We start from the raw sequence: 20701 nt of genomic DNA, 5'->3' as shown, positions 1-20701 counted from the left end.
GGCGGTCATGATCGTCCTCGGTGTCATCCTGCTGGTGGTCGGATTCGTCACCGGCATTTCCATCCTCTGGACCATCGGCATCATCCTGGCCGTGGTCGGCGCGGTCCTGTGGCTGCTGGGCAGTACGGGACACGCGGTGGCCGGCCATCGCCACTATTGGTGACCGACCGGACGGCACTCGTTTCCGGCCCGGCACCGGGCACCGTACCCGACCGACAGCGAACGGCCCCGCGCCCCGGCGTGGGGCCGTTCGCTGCTCGCCGGCCGGTCGGGAACCCGGGCGCCGTGAAGGGATCGTGCACGGTCTATCCCGCGTCAGGCGGGGTAGCCGCACAGGCGGAAGAGCAGTAACACACTGTGACACTTTGAGGCAACCACATGGCCGTCCCGCTTAGGCAGAAGGCGTCGGATGGGCCGGACCGGAACAGGAACACGCGTGTCGCGCTGCACTGGCACGCCCACTGGGACAGTGGGGCGATCAGTGCGGCCGAGGCCCGTGCGGCAGTCGGCAGTTTCCTGGACCGGGTCCGCGCCACCGGCGGCAGCACCGTCCCCCATCGCGTGACTCAGGACGCGCAACTGGTGGTCAGCGAGCTGATCACCAATGTCATACGGCACGCTCCCGGAGCCTGCGGCTTGCGTCTGGAGGTGTGGCCCGACAGCGGGCTGGTGGAGATCAGCGTGTGGGACACCTCGCCCCGGCCGCCCCGGCCCCGGCCGCACGACGGCCGCCGGGTGGGCGGTCACGGCCTGGAGATCGTGAAGGCGGTCAGCCATTCCCTGACCGTCACCGCCCGTGCGCCCGGCAAGCAGGTCACCGCGCAGTTGCTCATGTCTCCCGCCTCGCCGGCGGGGTGACTGCGGCGTTCCCCCGACCCGGTGCGTCCCGGCCGTGATGACAGCGCGGCGGACGCACCGGGTCTTCCGTGCCGAGCACTGCGGTACTCCGGGTCCTCGGTCTTCGGGCCTTCGGTGACCTGGTCCTCGGCTCTCGGGTTTCGGTGCGGGGCGGTCGCCCCGGTACGCGACACGGGACGGCGGACCGCTTCTCGGTCCGCCGTCCCGTGTCGTCCGGCCCGTGCGCCCTGTGCCCGGGCGTGGTCAGATCCGTCCGCCGGTGAGCCGGGTGAGGGGCCCGTGGGTGCGGCGGCCCGCCCGGCGGCCCACCGCGTACGAGGCCGCGGTGAGCGCGGCGACGCCGCCGCCGAGGCCCGCGGCGACGATCTTGCGCTGAGCGATCAGCGTCCACGCCGTGCGGGCGGTGGCCGCGACCTGACCGGAGGCCGTGACGACGGCCTGACGGCCCGCCGCGACACCCTTCGCGGCGCTCTGCGCGACGCCGCTGGTCGCCTCGGCGGCCTTCGCCGCGCCCGCCTTGGCGGCCGAGGCCGCGGTGTCCGTCTTCGCCGTCGCGGCGTCGGCGGCCCGGGCGGCCGGCACGGTCGCCTTGTCCGCGGCCCGCCGGGCCTTCGCGGCGGTGTTCTTCTGGTCGGTACTGCCGTTGGATTCCGTCATGTGCACCGCCTTGCCCCTCGTTCCGTCGGCAAACTCGGCTCTGGCGGAGCTGTCAAGTCCGCCCGCCCGCCGCCGGGTTCCCGGGCCGGCCCGGTGGGGGGCCGACGTCGTCGCGGCCCGCCGGTGCGACCGACCCGGCGCCGAGGGGGCCGGGTCGGCGTACGGCCTGCGGGTGCGGGGGGTGGCACGGTCGGCCATTCTGGGAGGGAACGACGCCGCGAAGGAGTGCACGATGAGCATGATGGACAAGCTCAAGGGCCTGCTGAAGGGGCACGAGGAGCAGACCGGCAAGGGCATCGACAAGGGCGGTGACTACGTCGACGAGCGCACCCAGGGCAAGTACCGCAGCCAGGTCGACACGGCTCAGGACAGGATGAAGCAGCAACTGGGCGACCAGGACCGGGGCCCGGACCAGCCGCCGCGGTGACCCGCCACGCGCCCGGCCCTGAGAACCGGCGCCGCGCCGGGTTCCGCGTCGACGCAGATGTCCGGTGCCGTGCCGCCCGCCGCGGACGCCCGGCGCCGCCCCGCGCCCGGTCCGGGTGAGCCGCCGGCGCCCGTGCCGTGCCCGGTCCGCTTCCGTGCGGGCCGGGCACGACGCGTGGGCGCACCCGGCGGGCGGCTCACCGGACCGTCGCCGTGAGGCCGGCCGACGGGCGGATGTTCTGGTTGAGGCGGAACATGTTCGCCGGGTCGTAGGCGTCCTTGACCTCGACGAGCCGCCGGTAGACAGCGTCCGGGTAGGCGGCGCGCACCTTGTCCTCGCCGGCGTCGCCGCTGAAGTTGACGTACAGGCCGCCGTCGCCGTGGGCCGCGATCTCCCGGCGGGCCGCGCGCGCCCACGCCACATGGCCCTCGAAACCCGCCGCCGTCGGGGACCGCGCGATCACGTTGCACAGCACGCTCGCGTCACGCCTGCTGAACGCGGTGGCGTCGGCGGGCACCCGGGCGAAGGCGCCGCCGAGCTGGTGCAGGTGCAGTTCGCTGAACGGGGTCGGGGTGGTCAGGTGCAGCCGTAGCAGCGTGTCGAGCACGGTGTCGGACGGCTCGACGAACGCCGAGGTGAAGTAGTTGTGGGCGCCGGCCGTCCACAGCGGGTCGAGCAGCGACTGCATGACGGTGTACGGCATGGGCGCCATGAGGTCGGCGACGGGGGTGCCGAGGCCGCGCAGCGGGGCGACGGCCGCCTCGCCCCGTCCGAGCGGCCCCGCGTACATGCCGGCCACCACCACGACCCGCGTGCCGTGGACCTTCTCGGGCAGGAACGGCAGCGGGGGCGCGGTGGTGAGGTCGAGGAGGGTCGTCAGCTCGTCGGGCATGTCCGCGGTGGCGTCGCGCCAGCGGGTGACGACCTGCCGTGCCTCGTCCAGGGGATAGAAGACCAGGCCGGCCAGGACCTGCGGGCCGACGGGGTGCAGCCGGAACTCCAGCGACGTGACGACGCCGAAGTTGCCCCCGCCGCCCCGCAGGGCCCACAGCAGTTCGGGGTGCTCGTCCGCGTCGGCGGACACCGCGCGGCCGTCGGCGGTGACCACCTGCGCGGCCGTCAGGTTGTCACAGGACAGGCCGTACAGGCGCAGCAGCCAGCCCACGCCGCCGCCGAGCGTGAAGCCCGAGACGCCGGTGGTGGAGACCAGCCCGCCGGTCACGGCGAGACCGAAGGCCTGGGTCTCGTGGTCGAGGTCGCCCCAGGTCAGGCCGGGCTGGACGACAGCCCGGCGCCGATCGGGGTCGACGAACGCCCCTTTCATCGGCGACAGGTCGATGACGATGCCGTCGTCGCAGGTGGAGAACCCGGCGATGCTGTGGGCGCCGCCGCGCACGGCGACCGTCAGGTCCCGGTCGCGGGCGAACGCGACGGCGCTGAGCACGTCCGCGGCGCCCGCGCAGCGGACGACCAGGGCCGGGTGCTTGTCGTGGGCGCCGTTCCACACGGCCCGGGCGTCGTCGTAGGAGAGATCGCCGGGGCGGACGAGCGTGCCGCGCAGGGCCGCCTCCAGCTCGTTGAGGGCGGCGTCCCCCGGGACGCCCTTCGCCGTGTCGGTGGACATGGTCGGCTCCTCGGTGTCGGTGCGCGCCGGGCCGTCCCGGACCGCGGGCGGCGCCTCTCGGCACACCGGCGAAGCCGCCGAGGAGCCGGATACGCGGGCCTTCGGCCGTGGCTGCCCCTCAGCAGCAGGCTATCGCCGGACCGGCGGCGGTACGCGTCGAGCGGAGGCGCCTGCCGTTTCGGCGCGTTCGCCGCCGTCAGGCGGGGCGTTCGCCGTACACGCGGTGGGGTTCGGCGTCCGACCACCGGACGTCGAGGCCGAGGCCGGGCCGGTCGGTGTCGGGCCGCAGGGCGCCGTCGTCCGGGGACAGGGCGCCGTCGAACACCAGGCGCTCGAACCGGACGTGGTCGTGGAAGTACTCCAGGTGCCGCAGCCGGCGCACGGCGCAGAAGGCGTGGGCGGAGACCGCGGGCGCGCAGTGCGCGGACAGGTCGAGGTGATGGGCCGACGCCAGCCCCGCGGCCTCCAGCAGCCCGGTGATCCCGCCGCAGCGGGTGACGTCCGCCTGGAGGCAGTCCACCGCGCGCCCGGCGACCAGGTTGACGAAGTCGCGGGTGGTGTAGGCGTACTCCCCCGCGGCGATCTCCAGGCGTGCCGGTCCCCGCTCGCTCAGCATGCGCAGCCCCTCGATGTCGGCCGAGCTGACCGGTTCCTCGAACCAGCGCACGTCCCATTCGTCGTGGAAGCGGTGCGCCCAGTACAGCGCCTCCTTGCGGCCGAGCGCCCCGTTGGCGTCGACGAGGATCCCGGTGGCGTCGCCGACCGCCGCGCGGACCGCGGTGAGCCGCTCGGGGTCGCGCCCGGGATCGCGTGAGGTCTTCAGCTTCACCCGGCCGATGCCCTGTTCCGTCCAGCCGGCGAGCTGGTCGGCGAGGCGGTCGAGGGGGTAGTTGGTGAAGCCGCCGCTGCCGTAGACGGGGACCCGGTCGTGGTGGGCGGGCAGCACATGGACCAGCGGCAGGTCCAGCAGCCTCGCCTTGAGGTCCCACAGGGCGATGTCCGCGGCGGAGACCGCCATGGCCCCGACGCCGGGCCGGCCCGCGTTGCGGATCCGGCGGCCCGTCAGTTCCCGCAGGACGGGCGGCGAGGCGGGGCTTCGTCCTTCGAGCAGCGGTGCGACGGCGCCGGAGAGGAAGGCGGCGACCGAGACGTCCCCGTAGGTGTAGCCGAGGCCCGTCCGCCCGCCCGCGTGCACCCGCACCAGGATCATCGTGGTGGAGTCCCACTCCAGGGTGCCGTCCTGCTCGGCGCCGTCCGGGCCGTCGGTGGGCAGGGTGAAGGCGTGGACGTCCACGGCGTCGATCGGACGGTCGAGACCGGGCACCCCTGCCATGTGTACTCCTTCGCCGTCACCTCGGTCACGGCTGCCGGCGCCGACAGCCTCGGTCGTCACCTTGGGTGACCCGTGCGGGAGTCCGCAAACCGGGCGGGCATCGGCCGCTTCCGCCGCCGCGGGTTCACTCGTGAGGGGGAAGGTGCGGCGCAGGCGGCCGAATGTCCGCTTGCGGCGATGCGCGGAGCGGGACCCCATTGGTCAGCCGATGCGGCTGCCCGCCCCGTCCTGCACGACCGCGCTCCGCACGGCCGTCGGCACAGACGACACCAGCACCAGCACCAGCACCAGCACCAGCACCGGGGGCCGCTTCCCCGCTTACGCCGCGGAACCCGAGGTGAACCATGCGCGACCTGTTCGTCCGTCCCAGCGCCCCGATGTGCTCGGAGCTACTCCGCGGGCTGGAGCCGCTCGGTCCGGAGCGGGTGGCCGCCGCGGCCCGCGCCCTCGCCGACCGGCTGGCGCAAGACCGGAACGACGTCGCCCGGACGCTGTGGCAGGTCCACCGCGTCCACGACCCGCGGCGACGGCTCGCCGGCCACGGCCGCCCCGTCCGCGTACGGCTCCCGCTGCCGCCCGTCGGCGACCGCCGGGAGCCGTACGTCCACACCGGCCGGGCGCGGTGAGACGAGTCGCGGTTTCAGCACGTGGAGGGCGCACATGTCGAAGACACACCCCGGCCTGGCCGAGCCGCAGCGGACCACCCGGCCGCCGCAGGGCCGTACCGGGGAGACGATCCGGGACTACCTGACCACGACCGACCACAAGAAGATCGGCCATCTGTACCTGGTCACGTCGTTCGCCTTCTTCCTGGCGGCCGGTGTGATGGCGCTGCTGATGCGGGCCGAACTGGCGCGTCCCGGGCTGCAGATCATGGACCAGGACCAGTACAACCAGTTGTTCACCCTCCACGGCACGATCATGATGCTGCTGTTCGCGACGCCGACCTTCGCCGGCTTCGCCAACGCGGTGATGCCGCTGCAGATCGGCGCCCCGGACGTCGCCTTCCCCCGGCTGAACGCGCTCACCTACTGGTTCTTCCTGTTCGGCGGGGTGACGGTGGTGTCCGGGTTCGCGGTGGACGACGGGGCGGCGCCGTTCGGCTGGTTCGCGTACACGCCGCTGAGCCGGGCCGAGCACAGTCCCGGCCACGGCGGCGACCTGTGGGCGATGGGACTGGTCGTCGCGGGGCTGAGCACCACGCTCGGCGCCGTGAACTTCATCGCCACGATCCTGTGCCTGCGCGCCCCGGGGATGACGATGTTCCGGATGCCGATCTTCACCTGGAACGTGCTGTTCACCTCGATCCTGGCGCTGCTGGCCTTCCCGGTGCTGACGGCGGCGCTGCTGGCCCTGGAGGCCGACCGCAAGCTCGGCGCCCACATCTACGACCCGGCCAACGGCGGCGCCCTGCTGTGGCAGCACCTGTTCTGGTTCTTCGGCCATCCGGAGGTCTACATCGTGGCGCTGCCGTTCTTCGGCGTGGTCACGGAGATCATCCCGGTCTTCAGCCGCAAGCCGGTCTTCGGCTACGCCGGCATGGTGGGGGCGACCATCGCGATCACCATGCTGTCGGCCACCGTCTGGGCGCACCACATGTTCGCCACCGGCGGGGTGCTGCTGCCGTTCTTCTCGGTGATGTCGTTCCTGATCGCCGTCCCGACCGGGGTGAAGTTCTTCAACTGGATCGGCACCATGTGGAAAGGCAGTCTGTCCTTCGAGACGCCGATGCTGTGGTGCCTGGGCTTCATGGTCACCTTCCTGCTCGGCGGGCTCAGCGGCGTCCTGATCGCCTCCCCGCCGCTGGACTTCCATCTGACCGACAGCTACTTCATCGTGGCCCATCTGCACTACGTGCTCTTCGGGACGATCGTGTTCGCCACCTTCGGCGGGTTCTACTTCTGGTGGCCGAAGATGACGGGCAAGCTGCTGGACGAGCGGCTGGGGAAGATCCACTTCTGGTCGCTGTTCGTCGGCTTCCAGACGACGTTCCTGGTGCAGCACTGGCTGGGCGAGATGGGCATGCCGCGCCGCTACGCCGACTACCTGGCCGCCGACGGTTTCACCGCGCTCAACATGGTGTCCTCGGTCGGCGCGTTCCTGATCGGCCTGTCCACGCTGCCGTTCCTGTACAACCTGTGGAAGACCGCCCGCCACGCGCCGAGGGTGGAGGTGGACGACCCCTGGGGGTACGGCAGATCGCTGGAGTGGGCGACCTCCTGTCCCCCGCCGCGGCACAACTTCACCGCCCTGCCGCGCGTCCGGTCCGACTCCCCGGCCTTCGACCTGCACCATCCTGCGGTCCTGCGGGAACTGCCGGGGGGCGGGCACGGGACGGTGGAGCCCACTCCCGACACCCTGGGGAGGCAGAGCGAATGAAATCCGAGGCGTACCTCTTCGGCGGTGTGGCCGTGTTCTTCCTGCTCACCGACGTGGCCTACATCTGGTTCGCGCGGGAGCCGGCCGGCATCGCCGCGCTGACCGTGTCGTGCTTCATGGCATCGGTGATCGCGTTCTTCTGCCTGGTCAACCACCGGCGCAAGGGAGCGCGTCCGGAGGACCGGCGGGACGGGGAGGTCCACGAGCGCAGCGGCCGGCTCGCCTTCTTCCCGCCGCACAGCCGCAATCCCGTGGTGACCGCGGCCGGCGTGGCGATCTGCGCCGTCGGCGTCGTCTACGGCTTCTGGCTGTTCCTGATCGGGATCGGCGTCCTGGCGATCGGGCTGCTCGGCATGGTGCTGGAGTTCGCGGACCGCGACGACGGCTGACGCGCGGTGCGCGGGGAGGGACCGCATGCGCGGCGGGCCGTGGAACTCGCTCCGAAATCTACATAAAAGGGGTATAAATCACCCACACGGGGGAACACTTGCACAAGGCAAAGGAACCCTTTTGGAGAGGAGACGACAGCAATGTCGTATCCACATCGCTCCAGCTCCAGTGACGTGGGCAGCACCACCCATCCGGAGATGATGCACTCGCATCCGGAGATGGCCGAGATGCGCGAGCGGCTGGAACGCACCGCGTCGAGCGGCCCGGCGATCGCCATCGAAGGTCTCATCCTCCTGACCGGTCTGTACGCGGCGATCTCCCCCTGGGTCGTGCACTTCGCGATCCAGCCGGCCATCACCGTCAACAACCTGATCGTGGGCATCACCATCGGCCTGATCGGGCTCGGTCTGGCCCTCGCCCCGGAGCGCATGTTCCGGCTGTCGTGGGCGCTGGTGCCGCTCGGCGTGTGGCTGTTCATCTCCCCGTGGGTGGTGACCCTCACGCACAGCGCCCGGGCGGGCATCATCTGGAACAACTGCTGGGTGGGCGCGATCACCGCCGCGCTGGGCCTCGCGGCCATGGGGCTGACCATCGGCGTGGCGCGTCAAGGCCACCGGGGCCGCCGATGACACAGAGGGAGAGCCCGCCGTGCCGGTGCCCCGGGCACGGGCACGGCGCTCCGCCGGGCCGGCCGTACGCCGCAGACGGCGTCCGCGGCCCGGCGGACGGCCGTCCGCTCACTCCCGCGGGGCGGTGCTCCCGCCCGCCACGGGGTCGGCGGTGCGGCCGGCGATCTGCAGCCGTTCCTCGGCGGTGGCGGGCGCGTCGACGCGTTCGCCGTAGTACCAGGCGCTGAGCGCGGCCCGCAGCCGGTGCCGCGACGGGGCCCCGGGGCCCGGGCTCTCCAGCGGCAGCGGGATGTCGCGGACGAGGAACCTGTACCGGTCCCGCGCGCCGACGTCCGTGTGGCGTTCGGACATGCCGCCGGGCAGGTCCTGGTACACCTGGCCGGTCTCCTCGCCCTCCTCCAGCAGCCGCCGCTCGTGCCTCTGGAGCGCCAGGCACACCCGCTTGGTGATCATGAAGGCGAGAATAGGGCCGAGGAAGAACAGGACCCGGAAGATCCAGGTCAAGCCGTTGACGGAGACGCGGAAGACGTAGGCGATGACGTCGTTGCCGCCGGCCAGCAGCAGGACGGCGTACCAGACGAGGGCGGCGACGCCGAGCCCGGTGCGCACCGGGCGGTCGCGCGGCCGGTCGCACAGATGGTGCTCGACCAGGTCGCCGGTGATCCAGCGCTCGAAGGCGGGATAGGCGTAGAGCACCAGGAACAGCAGCGCCGGCAGGACCACGGCCGGCAGCAGCACGTTCCACATGACGGTGTGTCCGGCGACGTTCCACTCGACGCCGGGCATCAGGCGCAGCGCGCCTTCCAGGAAGCCGACGTACCAGTCCGGCTGCGCGTCCGTGGACACCTGGTCAGGGATGTACGGGCCGAACGCCCAGATGGGGTTGATCTGCGCGATCGCGCCCACGACGGCGAGGACGCCGAAGACCATCAGGGACAGTCCGGTGGACTTGGCGGCGAACGCAGGGAACATGGGCAGCCCCACCACGTTGCGGTTGGTCCTCCCCGGCTCCGACCACTGGGTGTGCTTGAGGTACACCACCAGGATCAGGTGGACGGCGATCAGCGCGATGATCAGCCCCGGCACGAACAGGACGTGCACGATGTACAGCCGGCCGATGATCCGGTGGCCCGGGAAGGGGCCGCCCCAGGCGAAGTAGGCGAGGTACGTGCCGACGACCGGGATGGACTGCACGATGGAGTTCGCGGTGCGCAGACCGGTGCCGGAGAGCAGGTCGTCGGGCAGGGAGTAGCCGCAGAAGCCCTCCAGGAGCGCCAGCAGGAACAGGGTGACGCCCACGAACCAGTTGGTCTCGCGCGGTCTGCGGAAGGCGCCCGTGAAGAAGATCCGCAGCATGTGCGCCCCGATGGCCGCCACGAACACCAGTGCGGCCCAGTGGTGCATCTGGCGCATCAGCAGCCCGCCGCGCACGTCGAAGCTGAGGTACAGGGTGGAGTCGTAGGCCTGGGAGACCAGCAGGCCGCGCAGCGGGCCGTACGAGCCGCGGTAGGGCGTCTCGGCCAGGCTCGGGTCGAAGAAGAGCGTGAGGAAAGAGCCGGTGAGCACCAGGGCGGCGAAGCTGTAGAGGGCGATCTCGCCGAGCAGGAAGGACCAGTGGTCGGGGAAGGCCTTGCGCAGCAGTTGCCCGGCCAGTTCCGAGACGGGAGCGCGCCGGTCGGCGACGACGTATGCCTGGAAGGCGGCCTGCCGGGTCCGGGCCTGGAATCTCGCCTTGCGGCGCCGTGTCAGCACGCCCGCATCACGCTCCTCAGGTGTCGTCTCCGGTCTCCGCCGGGTGTGCCGGACCGCCGGGTGTTTCAATCTTGGGTGTGGGGCCCGCGCGCACGGCGCAGGCGTGCCGGGGGCACCCCCATTGCCACAGCGACGGTGAGGACGCGGTGTGGACGCTCGAAGCGGTGTCGTGGCGGAACTGACGGCGGAGCACGCCCGCATCCGGTCGCTGTTCGACCGCATCCGCGCCGCGCGCCCGGGCGGCACGGAGCGCACCGAGCTGGTGGAGCGGGCGGCCGCCGCGCTGGTGCGCCACTCGGTGGCGGAGAAGGCCCGGCTGTACCCGGCGGTGCGGCGCTGTGTTCCGGACGGCGACGAGCGGGTGGAGCGCGAGCTGCGCGCGCACCGGGAGGTCGAGGAACTGCTCGCGGCGCTGACGGCGGCGGACCCGGCGGGCGAGGAGTTCACGGAACTGCTCGTGGCGGTGGTCGCCCGGGTGACGCGGCAGTTCGTGGAGCAGGAGCAGACGCTGTTCCCGCGGCTGGAGGCCGGGTGCCCGGAGGAGGTCCTGCGCGATCTCGGCGACCAGGTCCGCGCGACCGAGGCGTCCGCACCGGCCCGGCCCCGCCCCAGCGCCCCCGACGCGGCCCCGCTGGTACGGCTCACCGCGCAGGTGTGGGGGCCGCTGGACCGGCTGCGGGACCGGTCGGGGCGGCGCGGGCGGCGGTGGCGTACGGGGGCCTGAGGGGCGGGAGCGCCCCGCCGGGCAGCCGGACGGCCCGCTGGGCGCGAGCACCCGCCAGGGAACTCCACCGCCCGGTGCGGGATATTCCGCGTCGGCCGACGTCGTCGGGGGTACTGCGGAGCTACGGACCGCATCGGCCCCGGCCGGGCGGCGGCCCACCCCGCGTGCGCCGGGCGCCTCCCGGACGGAGCGCCGGGACGCACCGCCGTATCCGCCCCGTCGCCGGATCCGAAGGAGCCTCTCGTGAACTACGAACGCGAACTCGCTCAGATCGAGAAGCAGTTGGTGACGCAGGATCCCCTGCTGGCGGAGAAGCTGGAGACGTTCGAGCAGATCACCGCCCCCCGGCCGCCCAGGGCCGGACCGCGCCGCCGCGTCTACCTCCTGGCCGCCATCGTCTTCGTGCTGCTCGCCCTCACCTCCGCCCTGGCCTCCGGCGCGGCCACCGAGCATCCCCGGCCGCCGCAGGTGGTCCCGGAGCAGCCGGCCGGGTCCGGATAGGCACACCGCCCGCGTCCGGGCACGTCACCGGTGCCCGGATGACTTACGGTTTGTGCGGGAACGCGGTGCCGCCGGACCGCGGGCGCGCCCGACCGGACGATCCGCCGCACGGCCGCGGCCCCGAGGACCCCGAGGAGCGGCGGGATGACCGGTGACAGCAGACGCCAGGAGCCCGGGCACGACGGCGGGCCTACGGCCTCCCACTCGGACACCGGGGGGCACCGCTTCCCGTGGCTGCGGCGCACGGTGCTCGCCGTGGAGGACCGGCTCGGCGCGTTCGCGCTGGTCCGACGGGGCCGCGACCTGGAGCTGATGCACCGGGCGATGGGGTTCGCCACCCTCTCGCTGGTCACGCTGGCGCCGCTGCTGATCGTGGTGGCCGCCGCCGATCCCCTGGGCCAGGGCGGCTTCGCGTACTGGCTGGTGGACGGCATGGGGCTGTCCGGCCGGTCCGCGCGGGTGCTGACCGACATCATCAGCCCTCCGGTCAAGGTGATCAGCACCACCAGCGTCTGGGGCGGTGTCCTGCTCGCCGTGTTCGGCGTGTCCTTCGCGGGCAGCGTGCAGAACGGCTACGAACGGATCTGGGGCCTGCCGCCCGGCCCCTGGCACCGGGTGTGGCGGCAGCTGACGTGGCTGGCCGTGCTGACGGCGTACCTGTACCAGGAGGTGCTGAACCGGCAGCAGTTCCAGGGCCTGGAACGGGTGGCGGTGGCCACGAGCACCGGCGCGCTGTTCTTCTGGTGGGGCCAGCGGTTCCTGCTGGGCGGGCAGGTTCCGTGGTGGCGTCTCCTGCCGGGCGCGATCGCGACCATGGTGGGGCTCGGCGGGCTGCGCGTCTTCTCCAACCTGGTCTTCACCCCGCTCATCGTCGACAACGCGGTCAGCTACGGCACGGTCGGGATCGTCCTCGTGGTGGAGTCGTGGCTCACCGGCGTCGGCTTCGTCGTCTACGGCGGTGCGATGTTCGGCCGCTGGTTCTGCGAGCACCACTGGCTGCCCCGCCTGCGGTGACGGCGGGGCGGGGCGCGCAGGGGGCCGGAGGGGTGTGCCGGGGCGGGGGCGTTTGGCGGCGGCCGTGCCGGGTTACTCCGTGACCGCCCCACCCGCCCGAACGCCCGGGCCGCCGGAGCCCCGGCCACCCGCCGGCGTTCACCGTCCCAGCCGAGGTCAGCCACCGTGTCCGACGCCGCCTCCGCAACCCGGCACCGGCCCGCCGCCGGGACGCGCCCGGGCGGTCGCCGGTGAGCGCCCTCACCATCGTGCTGGCGCTGCTCGCGGCGCTGTCGAACGCCTCGGCCTCCGTCCTCCAGCGGCGCGCCGCGACCGACGAGTCCGACGCCGGCAGCGGGGCCCGGCAGGCGCTGCGCTGGCTCGTGCGGGTGCTGCGCCGCCCGTACTGGCTGGCCGGGGCGGGGCTGCTGGCGCTCTCCACCGTGCTTCAGGCGGCGGCGCTGGCCGTGGGCAGCCTCTCCGTCGTCCAGCCGCTGATGGCCAGCGAGCTGCTGTTCACGCTCGCCGTCGGCAGCGTCGTCTTCCACCGCCGGCCGGACTCGCGGACCTGGCTGGCGTTCGCCGCGCTCGCGGTCGGACTGGCCCTGTTCCTGGGCGCGGCATCGCCCTCCGAGGGGCGGTCCACGGCCGATCCGGGGAGCTGGCTGCCGGTGGGCGCGGCGGTGCTGGGGGTGGTGGTCGTGGTGCTCGGCGCCTCCCGCCTGGTCACGGGCGCGCCCAGGGCGGGGCTGCTCGGGCTGGCGACGGCGGTGTCGTTCGCGGCGACGGCGGCGTTGATCAAGGAGGTCATGGGGCGGCTCGGACAGGGCGTGGGCGCCGTGCTGACGCAGTGGCCGCTGTACGTCGCCCTGGCCGTCGGGGCGCTGAGCTTCCTGCTGCTGCAGAGCGCCTTCCGCGCCGGGAGCCTGACCGCCTCGCAGCCCGCGCTCACCCTGGGGGACGCCCTGACCAGCGTGGCGCTGGGCTGGGTGCTGTTCCAGGAGTACATCGGGCTCGGGGTGCGGGTGCTGCCGGAGGCGATCGGCGTGGCGCTGGTGGGGGTGGGCAGCGTGGGTCTGGCCGGCGCGGCGGCCGGCGACCAGTGGGACGCGGCGCCGGGCGAGCGCGGAGGTGCCGGACCGGACGGCGCGCGATCGGAGCGGCAGCGGTCGTGAACGAGGCGTGTCCCCGGGCGGTGCGGGGCGTGGTCCGTCCTCCGCACGGGCGTCCTGGTACGGCCCCCGTACGGGCGGCTACGGGCCGGTCGGGCCTGCCGTCGCCGGTTCCGGTTCGGGGTCCCGGTCCTCGCCCGGTTCGGGCGGTGCGGTGTCCGGGAGGGCTTCGGCCAGGGCGACGCGCACGCCGCCGCCACAGCGGGCGGACAGGTTGTAGCAGAGGGCGCACAGCGTCGCGAACACGGTGACGGCCAGGACCGCCACGATCCCGAGGGCCAGTTGCCACAGCGGGGGCAGCCACAGCTCCTCGCCCAGCAGGGTGAGCACGATCCACAGGGGCGGCATGGTCACCGCCGCGCACACCATGAGTCCGGTGGACACCAGGAAACTCGTCATCAGCACCGACATCGGATCGGTCCTGGGCACCCGCACCCGCAGGCCCATCGGCCCCTCCGGCCCGTCGGGCGACGTCCACAGGGCGTCCATGCCGCCGGGTGTTCGGGGGCCCTGGCCGGGAGGTATCTCGTCCCGGCCGGCAGGGGCGGCGTCGGCAGCGGCGGTAGCGGTCGCCTCGGTGGCGTCGGCTGTGGCCGGCCCGTCGGCGAGGGCGGCGCCCGGGACCGACTGACCGGTCGGGGCGGAGGCCGCCGCCGGGGCGGACGCGGCCGGGCCGGGGCGCGCCGGGACGGGGTCCGCCGGCGCGGCGGCCGCTGCCACGCCGGCGTCCGTGCCGGTGTCCGTCGGTGACGGGACGCCGGAGGAGGCGGGGCCCGTACCGGGCGTTCTGCCGGCCGACGTACCGGTGCCGTCCTCGTCCACGCGCCGCTCCGCGCCCGTCGTGTCGCCGTCCGTGCGGCGCGGTGCTCGTCTGTTCCTGCGCATGCGTGCCTCCGTGAGGGGTGGTCAGGCACCTCCGTGCAGGCCGCGGGCGGCCGCGGAGGCGACATGGTCGCGGGTGACGCGGCCCACCTCGTGCCAGAACGGTTTGGCGGTCAGATAGGCGCCCAGCACGGACATCACGCCCAGCGAGACATCGACGCTGAGCCGTCCCTGCTCGGCCCAGTACACGTCCTGGAGGTCCAGGAGCAGGGCGTACTCGTCGCAGATCAGCGCGGTTCCGCAGCCGTACGCGACCGCCACGCCGGGGTGTCCCACGGCCCGCCCGTCACCGCGTACGGCGATCAGGCCCACCGCCGCGAGCGTGGCGATGCCGAGGTTGTAGTGGTGCAGGTGCCGGCCGCCCAGGGAGATGTCGCCCCAGGGCAGCCAGCCGCCCCGGATGCCGTGCGTGATGACGCGTACGGCGCCGAAGGTCGTGCCGAAGGAGATCCAGGTGACGATCAGCGAGCGCCGCACCGGGGTGAGCCGGCGCTCCGCGGCCTCGTGCCACCGGTCCACGAGCCGTGGCCGGGCGGGGTCGCGGCGACGCGGCTTGCTGAGTCTCATCGTCGGCCGGCCTCCTGCGCCGCGGACGCGCCCGGGGACGTGCGGACGCCGTCCGGGCCGCCCGGCTCGGTCCCCTGCTGGTGTGCGGTTTCGACCGTATGCGGGCCGTCACCGCCCCGCATCCGCGGTTCCCCCGAACGGCTGTGCCACCGCCCGCGGCCGGAAGGGGCCGTGCCGGATGCGTCAATGGTGTGCGACCAATCCGCGGCCGCCGCGGTCTCGGATCACACGGGGACGTCCCGCCAACCGCACCTGGAGAGAGAACCGTCGTGAGAGAAGCCGTGTACATCGGCACGAAACCGGTGCCCGAGCCCGACCTTCAGCGGCTGCTGCGCGAGGTGGCCCTCGGCGACCAGGAGGCGTTCGCCGCGGTCTACGACGCCGTGGTGCGCTCCGTGCTCGGGGTGGTCCGGGCGGTGCTGCGCGACCAGGCGCAGTCCGAGGAGGTGGCGCAGGAGGTGCTGGTGGAGGTGTGGCGCACCGCGCCGCGCTACCGGCCCGAACGGGGCACCGCCCTCAACTGGATCCTGACCCTGGCCCACCGGCGCGCCGTGGACCGGGTCCGGTCGGCGGAGGCCGCCGCCGCCCGTGACCACCGGGCCGCGCTGCTGGACCGGACGCCCGAGTACGACCAGGTGACCGAGCAGGTGGAGACCCGGCTGGAGCAGGAGCAGGTGCGGCGCTGTCTGCGCACCCTGACCGACCTTCAGCGCCAGTCGGTCACCCTGGCGTACTACCGGGGCCTGACCTACCGGCAGGTCGCCGAGGCGCTCGCGCTGCCGCTCGGCACCGTCAAGACCCGGCTGCGCGACGGTCTCATCCGGCTCCGCGACTGCCTGGGGGTGACCGCGTGAGGGCCACCGACCCGCACGCCCTGACCGGCGCGTACGCGCTGCACGCGCTGCCCGACGACGAGCGGGCCGCGTTCGAGCGCCATCTGGCGGGCTGTTCCTCGTGCGCGCGGGAGGTCGCGGAGTTCTCGGCCACGGCGGCCCGGCTGGCGCCGGCCGCCTCCGTGCCGGTCCGGCCCGCGCTGCGGGAGCGGGTGCTGCACCGCATCGGCGCCGTCCGTCAGCTGCCGCCGGGCACCGCGCCGCTGCACCGGGTACGGCGCGCCGCGCCGCGCGGGCGTGGTCCGGCCCGGTGGGCGCTGGCCGCGTGCGTGGCCGCGGCGGTGGGCCTCGGCGGTACGGCGGTGTGGCAGCACGAGCGGGCGCGGGACGCCCTGCACGACGCCGCCCGGGCGGAGCGGCAGGCAGAGGAGGTGGCCGGTGTGCTGGCCGCGCCGGACGCGCGGACCCGCTCGGTGAGGGTGGCCGGCGGCGCGGGCACCCTGGTCGTCTCGGCGAGCCGTGACCGGGCGGTGTTCCTGGCCTCGGGGATGGTGCGGCCGCCGAGCGGCAGGATCTACCAGCTGTGGTTCGACGACGGCGGGACGATGCGCTCGGCGGGCCTGATGGACCCCGGCCCCACCGCCCAGGCGGTGCCGATGCGGGGGGCCGTGGACGGTGCTTCCGGCGTCGGGATCACCGTGGAGCCGGCGGGCGGGTCGCGGCAGCCGACGACCACGCCCGTCGCCCTGCTGGGGATGCCCGTCTGACGGCGCACCGGAAGGAGGAGGGGCCCGTCGTGACGGGCCCCTCCTCGTGTCCCGCGCGGTCGCCGGTCACTCGACGGTGACGACGACGGAGTGCCATCCGCTCGCGCCGTCGGGGACGGTGGGGGCGCGCTGCTCGGTCTGGACCCGGCCGGTGCGGTCGGTGGCCCGCACGGTGAGGGTGTGGCCGCCCCCGGTCGCCTGCCAGGGCAGCGACCACTGGCGCCAGGTGTCCCTGGTGTCCTCGGATGCCAGGTGCGCCTGCCGCCAGGGGCCGTCGTCCACCCGTACCTCGACCTTGTCGACGCCCCGGTGCTGCGCCCAGGCGACGCCGGCCACCATCACCGTGCCCGCCCGCGGCCGGGCGAAGGGCTTGGGGGTGTCGATACGCGACCCGGTCTTGACCGGCGCCCGCCGGGCCCAGCCGCGCTCGACCCAGTAGGGGTCGTAGGAGTCGAAGGTGGTGAGTTCGATGTCCTCGATCCACTTGCAGGCGGAGACGTAGCCGTACAGGCCGGGGACCACCATGCGGACGGGGAAGCCGTGCGCGAAGGGCAGCGGCTCGCCGTTCATGCCGAGCGCGAGCATCGCGTCGCGGCCGTCCAGCACCTCCTCGACCGGGGTGCCGAAGGTCATGCCGTCCACCGAGCGGGCGACGAGCTGGTCGGCGGGTCCACCCCCGGACGGCGGCCGGACCCCGCACTCGGCGAGCAGTTCGGCCAGCCGTACGCCGGTCCAGCGGGCGTTGCCCGTGTAGGGGCCGCCGACCTCGTTGGAGACGCAGGTCAAGGTGATGTCCCGTTCGATCAGGTGCCGGCGCAGCAGGTCGTCGTAGGAGTAGACGGCCGGGCGGCGCACTCCCCTGCCGTGGATGCGCAGCCGCCACCGGGTCGCGTCGGTCTTCGGTACGACCAGTGCGGTGTCGACCCGGTAGAAGTCGCGGTTCGGGGTCGTGAAGGGGCTGAGGCCGGCGATGCGGAGTCCGGCCCGCGCGGGGACCGGGCGGGCCGGGGAACCGGGGCGCGGGAGGACGACACGGTCGCGGGAGGCGGCCGCGTCCCGGCCGCCTGCGTCGCTCAGCGACCGGCCCGCGAGGCCGACCACCGCGGAGGACGCGGCGGCGGCGGTGGCCTTGAGGACGAAGCCCCGGCGGTTCCAGTCCTGCCGGCCTGCGAGGTCCCGGTCGCGAGGGCTGCCGAGGTCCCGGTTCCGGGAGCCGCCGTGGTCCCGGTCGCGGGGGTCCGGCTCGCGTGGTGCCTTCGGGGGGCCGAGTGAGCCGGTCAGGGCGTACAGGAGCAGCGCACCGGCCAGTGCGCCGGCCAGGGACGGCAGGGCGTCGGTGGGGCCGGGCGAGTCGGGGCGGCCGGTGGCGGCCAGCGCTCCGACGGGTCCGAAGAGGAGGACCCCGGCGGCCCCTGCCCGCCGGTACCGTGCCGCCAGCACGCCCAGCGCCACCGCCAGCAGGGTCAGCACGGCGAGGATGCCGAGCCGCAGGACGAGTTTGTCGTCCGTGCCGAACTGGCGGACCGCCCAGTCCTTCACCGCGCCGGGGGTGCGGTCGATGGCCGCACCGCCCACCGCGACGACCGGTCCGGACTGCGGGCGCACTCCCGCGGCCGACAGTTCGGCCACCGCCAGCCCGGCGCACCCGGCCAGTGCCCCGCTGAACGCGCCGAGTGCCAGGCGCAGCGGGGTCTTCGGTGCGCGCCGTTCCTTCTCCTGATCCCTCACGCGGGGAATCCGGTCCCGGCGCCGGGGCGGATTGGCGGCGGACCCGGTGTTCCTCCGCGCGGGTCGGGTGCGCCCGGTGGTCAGGCGTGGCCGGCGCGCGGGCGGACGCCGACCATCCGCCAGATCCTGATCTCGCGCACGATGCCGGGCAGTTCCTTGACCAGCAGGGCGAGCGCCAGTCCGCCGATCACGGCGGCCTCCGCCGTCAGCACCTGTTTGGCTTTCATCCCCGTTCCTTCCTCTGGTGTCGTCCCGGGCGTTGCCGGTGTCCGCTCCACGGCCGGGGCGTGGGCGGGCCGTGCGGGCCGGGCGGTCAGCCCGGTGAGATGTTCGGCATGGTCTGGGAGATCGCGTCGTGCTTCTTCCAGTGGATGCCGGTGGACCGGCGGGCGTCGGACGTGCCGTCCCGGTGATGCCCCTGCTGCCGGTGGTGGGGGCCCCTGTTGCCCTCGTGCAGTCCGGTGACGTGCCGGGGGGTGTCGGGCTTCACGTCGGGGCGGCCGACTCTGATGCTGCCCATGATCCGCTCCTCGCGCTCGGTGGATGGGGGAAGGTCCTGTCGTCGCCTGAGGGGCCCGCGGTCCGTTCCGGGGGGCCGGGGCCCGGGCGCCGGGGTCAGCGCACCCCGCTCTCCCTCTCGGCGCGCCAGTGCGGGTCGTAGCCGCTGGTCAGCTCGTCCCGGTTGTGGCGCCACCTGGGTTCCTTGTTGACGGCCATGCTGGTGATGCCGCGCATCCGCCGGATGAAGGCGCCGTAGGGGCGGATGAGGACCGAGGACAGGCTGCCGCCGGTGGGCTCGTCCATGAACGGCATGAACGCGTCGGGGAAGCCGGGCATGGTGCAGCCGATGCAGATGCCGCCGACGTTGGGGCAGCCGCCGATGCCGGCCATCCAGCCGCGCTTGGGCACGTTGCAGTTGACCACCGGCCCCCAACAGCCGATCTTCACCTGGCACTTGGGCGAGTTGTAGTCGCGGCTGAAGTCGCCCTGCTCGTAGTACGCGGCCCGGTCGCAGCCCTCGTGCACGGTCTTGCCGAACAGCCACTGCGGACGCAGCATGTGGTCCAGCGGCGGGGGCGGCGCCGAACCCGCGGCGTGGTAGAGCACCCAGGTGAGGGTCTCCATGAAGTTCTCGGGCTGGATCGGGCAGCCGGGCACGTTCACGATGGGCAGCGCGCCCTGCGACCGGAAGTCCCAGCCGAGGTAGTCCGCGAGGCCCATCGAGCCGGTGGGGTTGCCGGCCATCGCGTGGATGCCGCCGTACGTCGCGCAGGTGCCGACGGCGACGACGGCCCACGCCCGGGGGGCGAGCTGGTCGATCCACCAGTTGAGGGTGAGGGGTTCGCCCGTGTCCGGGTCGTTGCCGAAGGAGGTCCAGTAGCCGTCGCCCTCGATGATGTTCTGGTTGGGGACCGAGCCCTCGATGACCAGGATGAAGGGGCCCAGGTCGCCGCGGGCCGCGGCGCGGAACGGGACGAGGTAGTCCTCGCCGCCCAGGCTCGGCGAGAGCACCTTGTTGTACAGGTTGACCTTCGGCAGTCCGGGGATCAGCCCGAGTACGACGTCCTCGATCGACGGCTGGTCCGACGCGGTCATGGAGACGGTGTCGCCGTCGCAGCTCATGCCCTCGGAGATCCACAGGATCGAGATCTCGTCGAAGCCGGGCCGTTCCCCGGCCGCTTCGGGCTCCTGGCTGACGCGGCTGGTTCCGCTGTCGATGGTCATGTGCTCGGCCTTCCCTGGAGACGGTCGCGGAGTCGGTCGTAGGCGGCGGCCACCGGGCCGAGCACCGTCAGCGCCGGGGGGTGGTCGGGTGCGTTCGGATGGGGCCGGGTCGGGGCGCCGCGCCTGGCCCGGTCGAGGCGCCGGCCCAGCTCGGCCAGATGCTGCGGGGTCAGACGGGCGCGCAGTTCGGGCAGCAGCTCGCCCTCCTGCTCGCGCACGTGCTCTTCGAACTCGCGCCGCAGCTGGGTCATGAGGTCGCCCTCGCGGTCGTCGCCGGACGGCAGCCGGTCGAGGGCGAGCAGCAGCCTCTTGACGGCCATGTCGTCGCTCAGGCGCTCCTCGATCCGGCGCGGACCGTCCGCGAGGACCTTCCGGGCCGGCGGGTAGAGCGCCATCTCCTCCAGCGCGGCGTGCCGGGACAGTTCGCGGACGGTCAGTTCGACCACCGCGCGCCGCTGGGTCGCGGAGGCCGCGGCGCGGTGGTCGCGGAACAGCTGCTCCACTCTGCGGTGGTCGTGCTGCAACAGCTCGATGGCGTCCATCGCACCTTCCTCGCCCGGGGCGGCGGCCGTACGGGTCGGCGACGGGCGCCGTCCGGCTCGGGGCGGCTCGTCCGTCCCGCACCAGGCTCGCACCGGTCGCCCGGCTCCGCGCGCTGTACGGGGTCAGCGGAGTGAGCGGCCCGCCGGAGCGGCGTGAACAGCCCTCCGTGCCCGGGTGCGAACACACCGGCCGAGCCGCCGGCCCGTGGCCGGCACTC

General features: G+C 73.7%; 24 protein-coding genes. 13 read left to right on the top strand and 11 right to left on the bottom strand.

Going from position 1 to position 20701, the window contains the following annotated elements; all coding sequences use genetic code 11:
* Nucleotides 1-7 precede the first annotated feature (7 nt).
* Complete coding sequence (locus AB0N63_RS20650) at nucleotides 8-163, top strand: DUF6131 family protein (protein ID WP_019983642.1); 156 nt, start codon at nucleotides 8-10, stop codon at nucleotides 161-163.
* A 215-nt stretch (nucleotides 164-378) separates the two neighbouring features.
* Nucleotides 379-858 carry an ATP-binding protein gene (locus AB0N63_RS20645; protein WP_365530444.1) on the top strand — a complete coding sequence of 160 codons (480 nt, stop codon included), beginning with the start codon at nucleotides 379-381 and terminating at the stop codon, nucleotides 856-858.
* Between the two features lie 243 nt (nucleotides 859-1101).
* Here AB0N63_RS20645 and AB0N63_RS20640 read toward each other — a convergent pair whose 3' ends face one another.
* Nucleotides 1102-1515, bottom strand: a complete 414-nt coding sequence (locus AB0N63_RS20640; protein WP_365530443.1) for a hypothetical protein — start codon at nucleotides 1513-1515, stop codon at nucleotides 1102-1104.
* Nucleotides 1516-1747: 232 nt separating this feature from the next.
* On the opposite strand from AB0N63_RS20640, the gene AB0N63_RS20635 reads away from it, so the two are divergent.
* Nucleotides 1748-1942, top strand: coding sequence for an antitoxin (locus AB0N63_RS20635; RefSeq protein ID WP_365530442.1), 195 nt, complete (start codon nucleotides 1748-1750; stop codon nucleotides 1940-1942).
* A 196-nt stretch (nucleotides 1943-2138) separates the two neighbouring features.
* Here the strand turns inward: AB0N63_RS20635 and AB0N63_RS20630 are convergent, their stop codons facing one another.
* Together AB0N63_RS20630 and AB0N63_RS20625 are read right to left on the bottom strand one after the other, a co-directional pair.
* Nucleotides 2139-3566: an FAD-binding oxidoreductase gene (locus AB0N63_RS20630; protein ID WP_365530441.1), complete on the bottom strand. Its 1428-nt coding sequence runs from the start codon at nucleotides 3564-3566 to the stop codon at nucleotides 2139-2141.
* A gap of 196 nt (nucleotides 3567-3762) precedes the next feature.
* Entirely contained in the window at nucleotides 3763-4899 is a 1137-nt protein-coding gene (locus tag AB0N63_RS20625; RefSeq protein ID WP_365530440.1) for an enolase C-terminal domain-like protein, read from the bottom strand.
* A 344-nt stretch (nucleotides 4900-5243) separates the two neighbouring features.
* Here AB0N63_RS20625 and AB0N63_RS20620 point away from each other — a divergent pair, with 344 nt between their 5' ends.
* From AB0N63_RS20620 to AB0N63_RS20605, 4 genes are all read left to right on the top strand, one after another.
* On the top strand, nucleotides 5244-5525 hold the full coding sequence (locus AB0N63_RS20620) for a hypothetical protein (protein ID WP_365530439.1): 282 nt from the start codon (nucleotides 5244-5246) through the stop codon (nucleotides 5523-5525).
* 34 nt (nucleotides 5526-5559) lie between these two features.
* Nucleotides 5560-7278, top strand: a complete 1719-nt coding sequence (gene ctaD, locus AB0N63_RS20615; RefSeq protein WP_365530438.1) for a cytochrome c oxidase subunit I — start codon at nucleotides 5560-5562, stop codon at nucleotides 7276-7278.
* Nucleotides 7275-7667, top strand: a complete 393-nt coding sequence (locus tag AB0N63_RS20610) for a cytochrome c oxidase subunit 4 (protein ID WP_365530437.1) — start codon at nucleotides 7275-7277, stop codon at nucleotides 7665-7667. The genes ctaD and AB0N63_RS20610 overlap by 4 nt, the downstream gene beginning before the upstream one ends.
* 141 nt (nucleotides 7668-7808) lie before the next feature.
* The gene (locus AB0N63_RS20605; RefSeq protein WP_197073972.1) at nucleotides 7809-8297 is read left to right on the top strand and encodes an SPW repeat protein; all 489 of its coding nucleotides are present in this window, start codon (nucleotides 7809-7811) and stop codon (nucleotides 8295-8297) included.
* Between the two features lie 108 nt (nucleotides 8298-8405).
* Here AB0N63_RS20605 and AB0N63_RS20600 read toward each other — a convergent pair whose 3' ends face one another.
* Nucleotides 8406-10049: a ubiquinol-cytochrome c reductase cytochrome b subunit gene (locus AB0N63_RS20600; RefSeq protein ID WP_365530436.1), complete on the bottom strand. Its 1644-nt coding sequence runs from the start codon at nucleotides 10047-10049 to the stop codon at nucleotides 8406-8408.
* 148 nt (nucleotides 10050-10197) lie between these two features.
* Here AB0N63_RS20600 and AB0N63_RS20595 point away from each other — a divergent pair, with 148 nt between their 5' ends.
* The 4 genes from AB0N63_RS20595 to AB0N63_RS20580 all read left to right on the top strand — a co-directional run bounded on the left by AB0N63_RS20595 (nucleotide 10198) and on the right by AB0N63_RS20580 (nucleotide 13442).
* A complete protein-coding gene (locus AB0N63_RS20595) occupies nucleotides 10198-10773 on the top strand; it encodes a hemerythrin domain-containing protein (RefSeq protein ID WP_365530435.1) in 576 nt (191 codons plus the stop codon).
* A 243-nt stretch (nucleotides 10774-11016) separates the two neighbouring features.
* Complete coding sequence (locus tag AB0N63_RS20590; protein ID WP_019983631.1) at nucleotides 11017-11274, top strand: DUF3040 domain-containing protein; 258 nt, start codon at nucleotides 11017-11019, stop codon at nucleotides 11272-11274.
* 144 nt (nucleotides 11275-11418) lie between these two features.
* A complete protein-coding gene (locus tag AB0N63_RS20585) occupies nucleotides 11419-12288 on the top strand; it encodes a ribonuclease BN (protein ID WP_365530434.1) in 870 nt (289 codons plus the stop codon).
* 230 nt (nucleotides 12289-12518) lie between these two features.
* A complete protein-coding gene (locus AB0N63_RS20580) occupies nucleotides 12519-13442 on the top strand; it encodes a DMT family transporter (RefSeq protein ID WP_365530433.1) in 924 nt (307 codons plus the stop codon).
* 78 nt (nucleotides 13443-13520) lie between these two features.
* Here AB0N63_RS20580 and AB0N63_RS20575 read toward each other — a convergent pair whose 3' ends face one another.
* Both AB0N63_RS20575 and AB0N63_RS20570 read right to left on the bottom strand, forming a co-directional pair.
* Nucleotides 13521-14324: a DUF3566 domain-containing protein gene (locus tag AB0N63_RS20575; protein WP_365530432.1), complete on the bottom strand. Its 804-nt coding sequence runs from the start codon at nucleotides 14322-14324 to the stop codon at nucleotides 13521-13523.
* Nucleotides 14325-14345: 21 nt separating this feature from the next.
* A complete protein-coding gene (locus AB0N63_RS20570; RefSeq protein ID WP_365530431.1) occupies nucleotides 14346-14888 on the bottom strand; it encodes a hypothetical protein in 543 nt (180 codons plus the stop codon).
* A gap of 269 nt (nucleotides 14889-15157) precedes the next feature.
* Here AB0N63_RS20570 and sigK point away from each other — a divergent pair, with 269 nt between their 5' ends.
* Together sigK and AB0N63_RS20560 are read left to right on the top strand one after the other, a co-directional pair.
* On the top strand, nucleotides 15158-15742 hold the full coding sequence (sigK, locus tag AB0N63_RS20565) for an ECF RNA polymerase sigma factor SigK (RefSeq protein WP_365530430.1): 585 nt from the start codon (nucleotides 15158-15160) through the stop codon (nucleotides 15740-15742).
* Entirely contained in the window at nucleotides 15739-16488 is a 750-nt protein-coding gene (locus AB0N63_RS20560; RefSeq protein ID WP_365530429.1) for an anti-sigma factor, read from the top strand. The genes sigK and AB0N63_RS20560 overlap by 4 nt, the downstream gene beginning before the upstream one ends.
* A gap of 66 nt (nucleotides 16489-16554) precedes the next feature.
* Here AB0N63_RS20560 and AB0N63_RS20555 read toward each other — a convergent pair whose 3' ends face one another.
* The 5 genes from AB0N63_RS20555 to AB0N63_RS20535 form a co-directional block, all read right to left on the bottom strand.
* A complete protein-coding gene (locus AB0N63_RS20555; protein WP_365530428.1) occupies nucleotides 16555-18216 on the bottom strand; it encodes a molybdopterin-dependent oxidoreductase in 1662 nt (553 codons plus the stop codon).
* 80 nt (nucleotides 18217-18296) lie between these two features.
* Nucleotides 18297-18443 carry a hypothetical protein gene (locus AB0N63_RS20550; protein WP_009193049.1) on the bottom strand — a complete coding sequence of 49 codons (147 nt, stop codon included), beginning with the start codon at nucleotides 18441-18443 and terminating at the stop codon, nucleotides 18297-18299.
* Between the two features lie 86 nt (nucleotides 18444-18529).
* A complete protein-coding gene (locus AB0N63_RS20545) occupies nucleotides 18530-18736 on the bottom strand; it encodes a hypothetical protein (protein WP_365530427.1) in 207 nt (68 codons plus the stop codon).
* A gap of 95 nt (nucleotides 18737-18831) precedes the next feature.
* Complete coding sequence (locus AB0N63_RS20540; RefSeq protein WP_365530426.1) at nucleotides 18832-19941, bottom strand: hydrogenase expression protein HypE; 1110 nt, start codon at nucleotides 19939-19941, stop codon at nucleotides 18832-18834.
* Nucleotides 19938-20483 (bottom strand): hemerythrin domain-containing protein, encoded by a 546-nt coding sequence (locus tag AB0N63_RS20535; RefSeq protein ID WP_365530425.1) that lies wholly within the window; start codon nucleotides 20481-20483, stop codon nucleotides 19938-19940. Before AB0N63_RS20535 ends, AB0N63_RS20540 begins: the two co-directional genes overlap by 4 nt.
* Between the last annotated feature and the right edge of the window lie 218 nt (nucleotides 20484-20701).

Origin of the sequence: Streptomyces sp. NPDC093260 (assembly GCF_040683715.1) — a bacterium.
GTDB classification, from domain to species: domain Bacteria; phylum Actinomycetota; class Actinomycetes; order Streptomycetales; family Streptomycetaceae; genus Streptomyces; species Streptomyces sennicomposti.
This window is presented reverse-complemented; position numbering and strand designations above follow the sequence as displayed.

Bases quoted from the DNA above. Each gene is read 5' to 3' on its own strand.
- AB0N63_RS20650 (WP_019983642.1), top strand. From the start codon at position 8: ATGATCGTCCTCGGTGTCATCCTGCTGGTGGTCGGATTCGTCACCGGC.
- AB0N63_RS20645 (WP_365530444.1), top strand. From the start codon at position 379: ATGGCCGTCCCGCTTAGGCAGAAGGCGTCGGATGGGCCGGACCGGAAC.
- AB0N63_RS20640 (WP_365530443.1), bottom strand. From the start codon at position 1,515: ATGACGGAATCCAACGGCAGTACCGACCAGAAGAACACCGCCGCGAAG.
- AB0N63_RS20635 (WP_365530442.1), top strand. From the start codon at position 1,748: ATGAGCATGATGGACAAGCTCAAGGGCCTGCTGAAGGGGCACGAGGAG.
- AB0N63_RS20630 (WP_365530441.1), bottom strand. From the start codon at position 3,566: ATGTCCACCGACACGGCGAAGGGCGTCCCGGGGGACGCCGCCCTCAAC.
- AB0N63_RS20625 (WP_365530440.1), bottom strand. From the start codon at position 4,899: ATGGCAGGGGTGCCCGGTCTCGACCGTCCGATCGACGCCGTGGACGTC.
- AB0N63_RS20620 (WP_365530439.1), top strand. From the start codon at position 5,244: ATGCGCGACCTGTTCGTCCGTCCCAGCGCCCCGATGTGCTCGGAGCTA.
- ctaD (WP_365530438.1), top strand. From the start codon at position 5,560: ATGTCGAAGACACACCCCGGCCTGGCCGAGCCGCAGCGGACCACCCGG.
- AB0N63_RS20610 (WP_365530437.1), top strand. From the start codon at position 7,275: ATGAAATCCGAGGCGTACCTCTTCGGCGGTGTGGCCGTGTTCTTCCTG.
- AB0N63_RS20605 (WP_197073972.1), top strand. From the start codon at position 7,809: ATGTCGTATCCACATCGCTCCAGCTCCAGTGACGTGGGCAGCACCACC.
- AB0N63_RS20585 (WP_365530434.1), top strand. From the start codon at position 11,419: ATGACCGGTGACAGCAGACGCCAGGAGCCCGGGCACGACGGCGGGCCT.
- AB0N63_RS20575 (WP_365530432.1), bottom strand. From the start codon at position 14,324: ATGCGCAGGAACAGACGAGCACCGCGCCGCACGGACGGCGACACGACG.
- AB0N63_RS20570 (WP_365530431.1), bottom strand. From the start codon at position 14,888: ATGAGACTCAGCAAGCCGCGTCGCCGCGACCCCGCCCGGCCACGGCTC.
- AB0N63_RS20550 (WP_009193049.1), bottom strand. From the start codon at position 18,443: ATGAAAGCCAAACAGGTGCTGACGGCGGAGGCCGCCGTGATCGGCGGA.
- AB0N63_RS20545 (WP_365530427.1), bottom strand. From the start codon at position 18,736: ATGGGCAGCATCAGAGTCGGCCGCCCCGACGTGAAGCCCGACACCCCC.
- AB0N63_RS20540 (WP_365530426.1), bottom strand. From the start codon at position 19,941: ATGACCATCGACAGCGGAACCAGCCGCGTCAGCCAGGAGCCCGAAGCG.
- AB0N63_RS20535 (WP_365530425.1), bottom strand. From the start codon at position 20,483: ATGGACGCCATCGAGCTGTTGCAGCACGACCACCGCAGAGTGGAGCAG.